Origin of the sequence: Streptomyces sp. NBRC 110611, from assembly GCF_001590865.1 — a bacterium.
Lineage (GTDB): Bacteria > Actinomycetota > Actinomycetes > Streptomycetales > Streptomycetaceae > Streptomyces.
The window spans coordinates 21,282-33,023 of sequence record NZ_BBUY01000008.1 but is presented as its reverse complement, the minus strand read 5'-3'; the positions used below and the strand labels follow the sequence as shown (position 1 = coordinate 33,023).

At 73.2% G+C, this 11,742-nt stretch carries 9 protein-coding genes; 3 read left to right on the top strand and 6 right to left on the bottom strand.

Going from position 1 to position 11,742, the window contains the following annotated elements; translation table 11 throughout:
* Positions 1–39 precede the first annotated feature (39 nt).
* The 3 genes from AZE13_RS18755 to AZE13_RS18745 form a co-directional block, all read right to left on the bottom strand.
* Positions 40–1,911 (bottom strand): LCP family protein, encoded by a 1,872-nt coding sequence (locus AZE13_RS18755; RefSeq protein WP_066932847.1) that lies wholly within the window; start codon positions 1,909–1,911, stop codon positions 40–42.
* Positions 1,912–2,146: 235 nt separating this feature from the next.
* Positions 2,147–3,409: an LCP family protein gene (locus AZE13_RS18750; RefSeq protein WP_066932844.1), complete on the bottom strand. Its 1,263-nt coding sequence runs from the start codon at positions 3,407–3,409 to the stop codon at positions 2,147–2,149.
* 147 nt (positions 3,410–3,556) lie between these two features.
* Complete coding sequence (locus AZE13_RS18745) at positions 3,557–4,318, bottom strand: TIGR03089 family protein (RefSeq protein ID WP_066932842.1); 762 nt, start codon at positions 4,316–4,318, stop codon at positions 3,557–3,559.
* Positions 4,319–4,446: 128 nt separating this feature from the next.
* Here AZE13_RS18745 and AZE13_RS18740 point away from each other — a divergent pair, with 128 nt between their 5' ends.
* The 3 genes from AZE13_RS18740 (at position 4,447) to AZE13_RS18730 (ending at position 8,248) form a co-directional block, all read left to right on the top strand.
* A complete protein-coding gene (locus tag AZE13_RS18740; protein ID WP_066932839.1) occupies positions 4,447–6,012 on the top strand; it encodes a peptidoglycan recognition protein in 1,566 nt (521 codons plus the stop codon).
* A 128-nt stretch (positions 6,013–6,140) separates the two neighbouring features.
* Positions 6,141–7,223, top strand: a complete 1,083-nt coding sequence (locus tag AZE13_RS18735) for an NDP-sugar synthase (RefSeq protein WP_066932836.1) — start codon at positions 6,141–6,143, stop codon at positions 7,221–7,223.
* A 68-nt stretch (positions 7,224–7,291) separates the two neighbouring features.
* A complete protein-coding gene (locus tag AZE13_RS18730; RefSeq protein WP_066932834.1) occupies positions 7,292–8,248 on the top strand; it encodes a DNA-3-methyladenine glycosylase family protein in 957 nt (318 codons plus the stop codon).
* Positions 8,249–8,312: 64 nt separating this feature from the next.
* On the opposite strand, the gene AZE13_RS18725 is transcribed toward AZE13_RS18730, so the two are convergent.
* Genes AZE13_RS18725 through AZE13_RS18715 form a run of 3 tightly spaced genes read right to left on the bottom strand, consistent with a single transcriptional unit; the run spans position 8,313 to position 11,282 of the window.
* Complete coding sequence (locus AZE13_RS18725) at positions 8,313–9,731, bottom strand: coenzyme F420-0:L-glutamate ligase (protein WP_079124136.1); 1,419 nt, start codon at positions 9,729–9,731, stop codon at positions 8,313–8,315.
* Positions 9,728–10,684, bottom strand: coding sequence for a 2-phospho-L-lactate transferase (gene cofD / locus AZE13_RS18720; RefSeq protein WP_066932832.1), 957 nt, complete (start codon positions 10,682–10,684; stop codon positions 9,728–9,730). The genes AZE13_RS18725 and cofD overlap by 4 nt, the downstream gene beginning before the upstream one ends.
* Before the next feature lie 22 nt (positions 10,685–10,706).
* Entirely contained in the window at positions 10,707–11,282 is a 576-nt protein-coding gene (locus AZE13_RS18715; protein ID WP_066932831.1) for a cysteine dioxygenase, read from the bottom strand.
* Between the last annotated feature and the right edge of the window lie 460 nt (positions 11,283–11,742).

Below are 11,742 nucleotides of genomic sequence, written 5' to 3'. Positions count from 1 at the left end.
GATGGTTACTGCGCGCAGATGGTTGCTGCGTGCGGATGGTTACTTGGCGCAGATGTTCTTGTCATCCGCGTTGACGTTCTGTACCCCGTCCGGGGTTTCGGTCGGCGCCGTGACGGGCGTGCCCGGTGCCGTGAAGTCCTTGCCGAGGACGAGCTTCATCGGTACGCGGGCGCCGGCGTCCTGCGCGGACTTCTTCAGCGCGCTCTTGGGCAGGCCCATCCAGTCGGTCAGTGTCGCGGCCTGGTCGGCCTGGTTGGGCGCGTATTCGAGGCGGGTGGCGGCGAGTTTCTCGGGGGCGTTGCCGGCGTTGGTGGAGAGCCGGGCGCCCTTGGTGTTCTGCAGCCAGTCCACGGTCATCTGGGCCGAGCCGATCGGCCCGCCGCCGTTGGTGACATCGACCCGTACGAGCGCCGCCGGGGCCTTCTTCGCCGGCCCGGAGTCCTTGTCCTTCTCCTTCTCCTGCTTCTTCTCACCCTTGGCCAGGGTGTGGTCGGCCCGGACCATCGCGAACAGCGGGTCGGCCTTGGCCTTGTCCAGGATGACGGTGGCCTTGTCATTGGGGTTGTCCAGCACCGGCACCGTGGCGAAGGTGACCTTGTCGAGGTTGACCCGCTTGAGGTCGGAGCCGAAGTCCAGCAGCTTCTTCGCGGTGTCGATACCGGTGTCGACGGTGAGCGCCTTGGTCGCCGCCTGGCTGACGTCGTAGAGCTTGCCGGGGCTGGAGAAGGCGTCCGACTTCAGCTTCCGGATCAGCGAACTGAGGAACTGCTGCTGCATCTTGATCCGGTCCAGGTCGCTGCCGAAGCCGACGGCGTGCCGGGTACGGACGAACGCCAGCGCCTGCTCGCCCTTGACGGTGTGCCGGCCGGCCTTGAGCTTCAGATGCGACTTGGGGTCGTCGATGTCCTTGGCGGCACAGACCTCGACCCCGTCCACCGCCTCGGTCAGGTCCTTGACCGCGTTGAAGTCGGCCATCATGAAGTGGTCGATCTTCAGGCCGGTGAGCTTCTCGACGGTGCGCCAGGTGCAGCCGGGGTCCCGCTCCTCCTGGCCCAGGCTGGTGTTGAACCGCACCCCCCGCTGACCGGGGATGACCTTCTTCGAGCCGTCCTTCTGCGTCGTGGGGCAGTCCGGGATGTCGGTGATCAGGTCGCGCGGGATGCTCAGCGCGGTGGCGTTCGACCGGTCCTTGGAGATGTGCATCAGGATCGTGGTGTCCGCGTGCCCGACGCTCTCGGCGTCGCCGTAGCCCGAGTTGCCCTTGCCGGTGCGGGCGTCCGTCCCGATGATCAGCAGGTTCACCGGGCCGTCGGACACCGCGGGGTTCTCCACGCCGACGTCGACCTTGCTGATGTTGCCGTTCAGCTGCTGGTAGAGGTAGAAGGCGCCGCCGCAGCCGGCGACGAGGACGAAGCCCACCACACCGGCCGTCCAGTACAGCGCCTTCTTCTTGCCGGACGCCTTCGGCTTGGGCTTGCGCCGGCGCGTCGGACCGCCCGTCGAGGAGGACGCCGCGCCGCGGTTCCCGGCCGTCCGGCGCGCGGCCCGGCCGCCGGTGGCGCGGCGCTCGCCGTCGCCGTCCCCGGTCCGCTCGTCGCCGTCACCCTCGGGCTGCCGCCGCTCGTCGCCGTCACCCTCGGGCTGCCGCCGCTCGCCGCCGTCGCCCTCGGGCGGCTCGGTCCGGCGGCGGCGCTGGACCGGCAGCGGCCGGGTGTCGGTGTCGCCCGTCTCGCCGCCGGGGTGGTGCGTGGTGCGTCCGGAGCCGGGAGTCCCGCGTCCGGCGGGCCGGCCGGGGCCTTGACCGGCGGGGTCGAGCCGCAGCTGGTAGCTGCCGGTGTTCGGGTCGAACACCCACTGATCGGCGGGATCGACGTTGTCGTCGCCCGCGCGCCCACGGCCTTGCGCGTCCACGGTGCCTGAAGTCCTCCGTCGGTGCCACGCGGCGCCATCCCCTCAAGGCGCTCGGTAGGTCGATCGTGCGTACATGTCAATAGTGCATGGTCATCGGCCAGCCAACTGCGCGGCCGGATCGCTCACACTATCCGCCCAGTTCAGCGCCCCGCGACGCGCGTGACAAATTCCACTTCCCTACACCTGGGCAATCCGCCCAATCCATTCGAGTCGCCAAGCGTCCTTTGCGGCATCTTTATTCGCAGATGCCGTGTTCCGCCGTCGTCCCCGGAAAGGTCGGGCCGGAACTCGCCGACGGTGACGCCGACGGTGACGGCGGCGAGGTGTCTTCCGGCGTGCCCCGCGAGACCTCGCCGGCCGATCCGCTGCCGCCGCGGGACGGCTCCTCCCCGGCGTCGCGCCCCGGCTCCACCGTCACGGGAAGATCCTTGCGCAGCTGCCCGAAGAGCCGGTCGGCGTCCGGCTGTACGAGTTCGTCGCGATTGGGATCGTAGCGGTACTCCCGGCGTGGAACGGTCAGGAACTGCACCCGGTCGGTGGGAATGCGGCGCGTACTGCGCACCAATTCGTACAGTCCTCTCAGCGACGCGAGCCCGGGATCCGTCGTCAGCGAACTCGTCGCGGCCTCCAGGACCGGATACAGCCGGGCCGGATTGAGCAGGACACCATTACTCTGCACTTTCTTCACCAGAGCACCAAGAAATCGCTGCTGTCGCTCCATGCGCTGGGTGTCGCTGCCGTCACCCAGACCCTCCCGTGCCCGGACATATGCCAGGGCGTCCTCCCCGTTCAGCGTCTGCCGCCCCGCGGGCAGCCGCAGCCGCGCCGCGTCGTCACGGACCGCCCGCGGCAGACAGACCTCGACCCCGTCCACCGCGTCCACCATCTTCGTGAAGCCGACGAAGTCGATGAGGAGGTAGTGGTCGACGCGGACCGCGGTCATCTGCTCGACCGTACGGATCGAGCAGGCCGCCCCGCCGAACGCGAACGACCAGTTGAACTGGGCCGTCTGGGGCTCGGTCTGCTGCCCGTCGGAGCGCTCGCACTGCGGCACCCGCACCATCAGGTCGCGCGGAATGCTGACCGCGGTGGCGCTCTGCCGGTCCGCCGCCAGGTGCAGCAGCATCGTGGTGTCCGCGCGTCGGCCTGCGGCGCTGCCGTACCGGCGGTTGCCGCCCTGGCGGCTGTCGGACCCGATCAGCAGCAGGTTCTCGGCGTTCGGCGGGCCCCCCGGCGGCCGCTCCGACTCCCACTTGCGGAGCTCCCGCTCGATGGCGCTGTCGATACGGATGTTGCCGTTCAGCTCGGCGTACAGCGCCCAGCCGAGGCCGCCGGCGCCGGCCAGCAGCGCACCGGCCGTCCCGAAGGCCACCCAGTGCCCTCGCCGCCACCGCCGCCATCGCCGCCGGCGCGGTGACCCCGGCCGGTCCGTCCCCGCCCCCCTGGCGGGGCGCTCGGCCCAGCCGGTGAACCGGGGCGGCTCGGGCGTATCGGTCATCCCCCGAGCATGGCCCGAAACCGGCACACCGTCCTGCCGGGAGCGCTCCGGCTCGTCCGCCCGGCGGACCATGGCGGGGAGAGGCAGACGGGACTTCCGGCACCTGCCCTGGGGGAACCCTGGGGCCGGGGCGCCGCCTCAGACGCCTCAGACCGCTGCCGGCGCCCGGAACGTGATCTTCTCGCTGGTCTCGCGGTCCGCCGCGGCCTCGGCGCCCAGCTGGTCCGCGTGCCGGCAGAGCACGACCGACCCACCGGACGCCAGCGGCGCGTACAGCCCGTAGGACAGGCCCTGCCAGGTGCCGAACGGCAGCCCCGACAGCACCCGGGGCGCCTCCGGCAGCCCGGCCGCGCCCGCGTCGGCCAGCGCACGGGCCACGATCCCGGCACCGGTCAGCTCCTCGCCACCGACGGCCAGCGCCGGCGCACCCGGGTCCACCGGAGCGAACGGCGCGAACCGGTCGCCCTGGCCGGGAACCTCCACGGCGTAGTCCGCGAAGCCCTCCGGCGGCTGCGGGAACCGGCCGCCCATCGGGCGCAGCGCCAGCGCCACCCGCTCCCCGGAGCAGGCCCGGGCGGCGTCGAGCCGGTCGGGCCCCGCGACGACCAGATCCGCGGCGGCCGGATCGCCGTCCACCTCCGCGACCACGCCCACCGAGGAACAGGCCAGCAGCCAGACGGCGGTCTGCCAGTGCGCGGGCAGCAGCAGGGCCAGCCGGTCACCGGGCTCGGCGGCCAGATCACCCTGGAGGTAGTTGGCGGTCTTGGCCACCCAATTGGCGAAGGTGGCGACGGACAGTTCCACACGCTCACCGGTGGCGTCGTCGTAGAAGGTCACCAGCGGGCGGGCCGGGTCCGCGGCGAGCGCGGAACTCAGCAGGTCGGCGGGGGTGCGATCGGTGGCGTTCATCGCGGCAAGGGTACGCGGGGCGGCGGCTGACGGAGGGTCGGGCACGGCAGCCCCGGGACACCGGATCGGCGGATGCCCCGTCAGGTCCGCGTTGGCGGGTTCCCGTCGGCCGTGTTCACGATGCTGCCATGCGCCCCTTCCTCGCGAGCTGTCTCGGCGCGGCGTGCAGCGCCGCCATCGCCCTGCCCTCCGCGCCGGATGCCGCCGCCGTCGCAGTTCCCGGCACCGGCACCGGCACTGTGATCGGTACCGGCACCGTGACCGGGACCGCGAACGGGAACGTGACCAGGACCAGTACGAACGTGACCAGGACCAGGACCAGGACCAGTGCCGGGACCAGGACCAGTGCCAGGACCAGGACCGGTGCTGGGCCCGTCGCCCGTCCGCCGGTCCCGGACCCGGAGCGCACCGGCCCCGAGGGCGCTGACCCGGAACGCACCGGCGAACTGCCGGGCAGCACCCAGTCCCTGCTGGTGCCCGCCCTCGACGCGCCCCTCCCGCAGTCCACCGACCGCGACACCGCGAGCGCGCCCACCCCGCGGGCGCTCGGCCTGCCGCCCCGCACCGTACGGCCGTTCTCGCTGCTGGGCGTCGTCTGGGACGACGCCCGCGCCGAGCTGGGGGCCCGGGTCCAGGTCCGCACCCGTGCCACCGGCAGCCACGTCTGGTCCGGCTGGCAGGACGTCCAGGCCCACAACGACGACGCCCCCGACCCCGGCGCCGCCGAGCGCCGCGACAGCGCCGTACGGGGCAGCACCGCGCCCCTGTGGGTCGGCGACTCCGACGCCGTGCAGCTGCGCATCACCCCCGAGCCCGGCCATCGCGGCCCGGTCGCCGTCCCCCGCGGGCTCCGGCTGGAACTCGTCGACCCCGGCCACCGGCCGGGTGCGGACGGCAGCACGGATCGCAATACGGACCGCGGCGCGCGCACCGACCCGCCGGTTCCGCTCGGCCCCGAGGCCACTGCGTCCTCCGCCGCCAACAGCAAGTTCGTCCCGCTCGGCGCCACCGAGATCCCGGCCGCCGACCGGGCCGCCGCCCAGGCCGACCTCGCCGCCGTCGGCGGCAGCCACCCGGACCGGACCGCCGTCGGACCGCGCCCGCGGATCATCACCCGGGCCGGCTGGGGCGCCGACGAGAAGCTCCGCGAGAAGACCTTCCTCTACAACAAGACCGTGCGCGCCGCCTTCGTCCACCACAGCGGATCCGGCAACAACTACACCTGCGCACAGGCGCCTTCGCTGATCCGCGCGATGTACCGCTTCCACGTCAAGAGCAACCACTGGCGGGACATCGGCTACAACTTCCTCGTCGACAAGTGCGGAACGGTCTACGAAGGCCGCGCCGGCGGCGTCGCCAAGCCCGTGATGGGCGCGCACACCCTCGGCTTCAACGACGCGAGCACCGGAATCGCCGTCCTCGGCACCTTCACCGAATCCGAGCCGCCCAAGCCGGCCATCGACGCCATCTCGCGCCTGACGTCCTGGAAGCTCGGCCTCTACGGCGTCGACCCGCGCGCCAAGATCCAGCTGCTGTCCTCCGGCAGCAACCGCTACCCCAAGGGCGCCAAGGTGCGGATGAACACCCTCTCCGGCCATCGCGACGGCTTCACCACCGACTGCCCCGGCGCCCACCTCTACAGCAAGCTGGCCGCCGCCCGCCTCACCGCCGCCCAGCTGCAGGGCCGCCGATGAACCGGCTTCCGACCGACGCCCGGCTTCTCGGCTGACGTCGGACGCGGGGTCTAGGCATTTCCCGCCGAGTCGTCTGCCTACACTGGTCCGCCGACCGGCCGACCCCAGCAGGAAGCAGAGAAGACAAGGTGACTGAAGCGATCCTCCTGGTCGGCGGCAAAGGCACCCGGCTGCGTCCGCTGACGATGCGCACGCCCAAGCCGATGGTCCCGGCGGCCGGCGTTCCGTTCCTCACCCACCAGCTGGCCCGCGCCCGGGCCGCCGGCGTCGAGCACATCGTCCTGGCCACCTCCTACCTCGCCGAGGTCTTCGAGCCGTACTTCGGTGACGGGTCGGCGCTCGGCCTGCATCTTGAGTACGTGACCGAGGAGGAGCCGCTGGGCACCGGCGGCGCCATCCGCAACGTCGCGGAGCGGCTGCACTCCGCCCCCGGCGAGCCGGTGCTGATCTTCAATGGCGACATCCTCACCGGCCTGGACATCCGGGCCCTGGTCGACACCCACCGCACTTCCGGTGCCGACGTCTCCCTCCACCTGACCCGGGTCGAGGACCCGCGCGCCTTCGGCCTGGTGCCCACGGACGGCACCGGCCGGGTCACCGCCTTCCTGGAGAAGCCGCAGACCCCCGAGGAGATCGTCACCGACCAGGTCAACGCCGGGGCGTACGTCTTCAACCGCTCGGTCATCGACACCATCCCGGCCGGCCGCCCGGTCTCCGTCGAACGCGAGACCTTCCCGGGGCTGCTCGCCGACGGTGCCCACCTCCAGGGCATGGTCGACTCCACCTACTGGCTCGACCTCGGCACTCCGCAGGCCTTCGTCCGCGGCTCCGCCGACCTGGTCCTGGGCCGCGCCCCGTCCCCGGCGGTGCCCGGCCGCTGCGGCGAGCGCCTGGTCCTGGACTCCGCCGAGGTCGCCCCGGACGCCAAGCTCGGCGGCGGCACCGTCGTCGGCGCGCGCGCCTCCATCGGCGCCGGCGCCCGGATCGACGGCAGCGCCGTCCTGGAAGGCGCGGTCGTCGAGGACGGCGCCCGGATCCGCGACTCGCTGATCGGCGCCGGGGCCCGCATCGGAGCCCGTACGGTCCTGGAGGGCGCGGTCATCGGTGACGGCGCCCGGGTCGGCGCGGACAACGAGCTGCGCGACGGCATCCGCATCTGGTGCGACGCCGAGATCCCAGCAGGATCGATCCGCTTCTCCTCGGACGCGTAGTTCTCTCCCCCCGTTCTCCCCCCGGTTCTCTCCCCCGCCCCCGTCCCCCGATCGCCTAACCTGGCCGCATGCCCGCCCGCGCCTGGGTCCCGTCCGGCCCGTACGACCTCCACCGCACGCTGAGTGTGCTGCGGCGCGGCCCGGGCGACCCCGCGTGCGTGGTGCGCGGCGACGAGGTGTGGCGGTGCTCCCGCACACCCGAGGGGCCGGGCACGCTGCGCCTCACGGCCCGCCCGGCCGCCGGCCGGGTCGAGGCCGAGGCCTGGGGGCCGGGCGCCGACTGGCTGCTGGCGCAGCTGCCCGACCTGCTGGGGGAGTCCGACGATCCGGAGCAGCTCACCGCCCGGCACCGCATCGTCCGGGACGCGCGCCGCCGCCACCCCGGTGTACGGCTCGCCCGGACCGGTCTGGTCCTGGAGTCGCTGATCCCCGCGATCCTGGAGCAGAAGGTCACCAGCGACGAGGCCTACCGGGCCTGGCGGCTCCTGCTGTGGCGCCACGGCGAGCCCGCCCCGGGGCCCTCCGCGGGGCCCTCCGCGGGGCCCTCCGCGGGGCCCTCCGGCCCCGGCCCCTGGGAGCGGATGCGGGTGATGCCGGATCCGCGCGGCTGGGCACTGATCCCCTCGTGGGAGTGGCATCGCGCCGGCGTGGACGCCAAGCGCTCCGCCGCGATCCTGCGCGCGGTGCGGGCCGCCCGCCGGATGGAGGAGGCCGCGCGGATGGACCTCGCGGCCGCCACCCGCCGGCTGACGGCGATACCGGGTATCGGCCCGTGGACCGCCGCCGAGACGCTGCAGCGCACCCTCGGCGCCCCCGACGCGATCACCGTCGGGGATCTCCACCTGCCGAAGATCATCGGATACGCCCTCACCGGCCGCCGCGGCACCACCGACGAGCAGATGCTCGAACTCCTCGCCCCCTACGACGGCCAGCGCCACCGCGCCGCCCGGCTGATCCTGCTGTCCGGCATCACCCCGCCACGCCGGGCGCCGAGATTTCCGGTGGGAGACATCGCCCGTCTCTGACGGCCCCGACCCGACTCTGAGGGCCCTGACGCGTCTCTGACGGCCCTGACTCGGCTCGGACGCCTCAGCGCACCACCACGAAGTCCGCGCCGTCCCGCGCGGGCCGTTCCTTCGGTGCCTCGGCCGGCCGGCCGATCGCGACCGCGCCCATCGGCTCCCAGTCGTCGGGCAGAGCGAGGGCATCCCGTACGACGTCCCGGCAGAACATCGTCGAGGAGATCCAGGCGGAGCCGAGCCGTTCGCCCGCCAGCGCCACCAGGAAGTTCTGGATCCCGGCGCCGTGCGCGACCACGAACATCTCCCGTTCCGCCGCGTTCCGCCGTGCGTCGGGGTAGGTGTGCGCGCCGTCCGTCACCATGCACGGCACGGCCAGGTACGGCGCGTTCCGCAGCACGTCGCCGCGCCGGATCCGCCGGGCGATGGACTCCTCGGACTTCCCGTCGGCGCGCAGATCCGCGATCCAGGCGTCCCGCATCGCGTCCAGCAGCCGCGTCCGGGACTCCGCCGACTCCAGGAGGACGAACCGCCACGGTGTGGTGTGGTGCGGCGCCGGGGCGGTGAGGGCCGCCGCCACGGCCCGCCGGACGGCCCCCGGGTCGACCGGGTGGTCCGTGAAGGTGCGCACCGTACGCCGCAGCGTCACCGCCTCCCGTACGGCCTCCGAGGTGCCCAGCCGGAACATGTCGCCCTCCGGGGACCGCACCAGCGCCCGCGCCCCGTCCCCGTCGTCCGCCGCCCCCGCCGTGACGACGTGCGGCAGTCCGCGCACCACGGCGACCGGCAGCCCGGTCGCCTTGCCCTTCACCAGGTCGCCGGCCGCGGCCAGCTCGTCCGCGGTGGCCACCACCGTCGCGCTGAGCGGATTGCCGTACGCGTCCGTGCCGCCGCGGAGGTCGTCCAGCACCCGCACCCCGGCCGCGCCGATCGCGACATCGGTGAGGCCGCTGCGCCACGGCCGCCCGAAGGTGTCACTGATGACGACCCCGACCTCGACGCCCAGCGCCTCGCGCAGCCCGGCACGCAGGGCGCGGGCCGAGGCGTCCGGGTCCTCCGGCAGCAACAGCACTGTGCCGGCAGGGGTGTTGGAGGCGTCGACGCCGGCCGCCGCCATCACCAGGCCCTGCCGGTTCTGCACGATCCGCAGCGATCCGCGGCGGGCCACCACCCGTACGGCCTCCGCGTCGATGGCCGCCTCCCGGTCGTCGGCCTCGACCACCCGCCCCTCGGCCTTGCTGACGATCTTCGAGGTCACCAACAGTACGTCCCCGTCGGCGAGTTGGGGCTTCCCGTCGGTGGTCGCCGCGGCCGTGATCAGCTTGACCAGGTCGTCGCCGGGCCGTACCTCGGGGATCCCCGGCAGTGCCCACACCCGGTACGCGGGCGTCCCGGCGGCGTCGGGCAGGCCGGTAGCCGTAGCCCCCGCGCCCGTACCGCTCGCGCCCGTACGTCCCCTGTCCGCGCCGCTCGCGCCCGTACCGCTCATGCCCGTACCTCCTCTGCCAGGGCCAGGGCCTCGCGTGCCATCGCGGCCGTGGCGTCCAGGTCCGTCATCATCAGCGGCACGGCGCGGCAGCGGATCCCGGCGGCCTCGACATCGGGCACCCGGTCCGCGTCCACGGTGTCGACCAGCCAGCCGCCCAGCAGCTCCGCCCCGTAGTGCGTGGCCACCGCCGAGGCCGTGGCCTCCACGCCGACCGCGGCCAGCACCTTGTCGGCCATCCCGCGCACCGGCGCGTCACCGACGATGGGGGAGAGGCCCACGACCGGTGCCGCGGCCTTGGCGATGGCCTCGCGGATCCCGGGGACGGCGAGGATGGTGCCGACGCTGACGACGGGGTTGGACGGCGGGAAGAGGATCACGTCGGCGGCCGCGATGGCCTCCAGGACGCCGGGCGCGGGTGCGGCCTGCTCGGCACCGACCGGCACCACGGCCTTCGCGTCCACCGAGGCGCGCAGCCGCACCCAGTACTCCTGGAAGTGCACCGCCCGCTGTTCGCCGTCCTCCTCGATGGCCACGTGGGTCTCGACCCGGTCGTCGGTCATCGGGATCAGCCGCACGCCCGGCTGCCAGCGGTCGCACAGCGCCTCGGTCACCGCGCTGAGCGGATAGCCGGCGCCCAGCATCTGCGTACGGACGATGTGCGTGGCGAAGTCCCGGTCGCCGAGGCCGAACCACTCGGGGCCGACGCCGTAGGCGGCCAGCTCCTCCTTGACCCGGAAGGTCTCGTCGGTCCGGCCCCAGCCCTGTTCCTCGTTGATACCGCCGCCGAGGGTGTACATCACGGTGTCGAGGTCGGGACACACCTTGAGGCCGAACAGATGGATGTCGTCGCCGGTGTTGCCGATGACGGTGACGTCCGCGTCCGGAGCCGCTGCCTTCAGTCCCCGCAGAAAGCGGGCGCCGCCGATACCGCCGGCCAGAACCACGATTCGCATGGCCCAAGGATCTCAAAGACTGTCAGGGGGCGAGGATCTCGGGGGCGGTGGCCGCGGTTCCGGCAGTGGTGTCCCGGCCGATGGGGGTCTCCCCGGCCGAACGGAGCGGAGACCGGGGGTGCATCGGCATGTCGGTCAGGCCGGGGGAGTAGATGTGCAGGCTGACCGCCGGCCTGAGGGAGTCGTTGACGATCTCGTGGACGTATCCGGGGGCGAACACCCGCTGGGCGCCGGCGGTGAGCGTCCGAGGGCCGGTCGTCGTCCCGCCGTGCTCGGTCAACTCGCCTTCCAGGACGGTCAGTACGCCGGCGGACGCGCCGTGGTCGTGCCGGCCGCTGCCCTGGCCGGGCACCCAGCTCAGCAGCCACACCTCGTAGCCGGGCGGGGCCTCGCCCGGCCGGGCCGGGACGGTGCGCAGCCGGTGGTACCAGCGGGTGGTGGCGTCGTACCGGACGAGCGGGGCCCAGGCGGCGCGGTCGGCGGCGATCGACCGGGCCAGACCGGCGAAGCCGGCGACGGTGTGCGGGTGGGCGGGGACGGGCGGCAGCAGATGGGGGAGGGCGAGGGGGTCGCCGGCGATCTGGACGTCGCTGTTCATCGGTTTCGGGTTCCTCGGCGGAAGTGCTGGGTGTGACGGGCTGGGGGACCGCCCGGCGTCAGCTGGGGAGGGGGAGCTGGGGAGGGCGGCACGACGCCGGCTCTCCCTGTGGGGGGCGCGGCAGAGTGGTCGCCGGGCAGGAGCGGTGGGCTCTGCGGGGTGGTGCGAGCGGAGAAGCTGGAGCTCAGTGGCTACAACAGCGGAAACAGCCGGAACAGCGACAGCGGTTCCGCGCGGCGCCGAGCGACCCGTGGATGCGGGTCGGGCGGGACGCGGCGGTGGCTGGCATGCGGTCAAGGAGACCGGGTTCCCGGCGCGATGTCAACCGGATGTCTGGTTTGCCGTGAATCTTTCACCTCATCCGGTTACTCCGTCCGGCGAAAGGTTTGTGCAGTACCGGCGGCGGAGAAGTCGACCGGCAACCGCGCTTCCAAACGCCGTTGCGGTCCTGTGATCCGAC

What these genes read in the sequence shown, in the direction of transcription:
- AZE13_RS18750 (WP_066932844.1), bottom strand. Translation starts at nt 3,409, where the DNA reads ATGACCGATACGCCCGAGCCGCCCCGGTTCACCGGCTGGGCCGAGCGC.
- AZE13_RS18745 (WP_066932842.1), bottom strand. Translation starts at nt 4,318, where the DNA reads ATGAACGCCACCGATCGCACCCCCGCCGACCTGCTGAGTTCCGCGCTC.
- AZE13_RS18740 (WP_066932839.1), top strand. Translation starts at nt 4,447, where the DNA reads ATGCGCCCCTTCCTCGCGAGCTGTCTCGGCGCGGCGTGCAGCGCCGCC.
- AZE13_RS18730 (WP_066932834.1), top strand. Translation starts at nt 7,292, where the DNA reads ATGCCCGCCCGCGCCTGGGTCCCGTCCGGCCCGTACGACCTCCACCGC.
- AZE13_RS18725 (WP_079124136.1), bottom strand. Translation starts at nt 9,731, where the DNA reads ATGAGCGGTACGGGCGCGAGCGGCGCGGACAGGGGACGTACGGGCGCG.
- cofD (WP_066932832.1), bottom strand. Translation starts at nt 10,684, where the DNA reads ATGCGAATCGTGGTTCTGGCCGGCGGTATCGGCGGCGCCCGCTTTCTG.
- AZE13_RS18715 (WP_066932831.1), bottom strand. Translation starts at nt 11,282, where the DNA reads ATGAACAGCGACGTCCAGATCGCCGGCGACCCCCTCGCCCTCCCCCAT.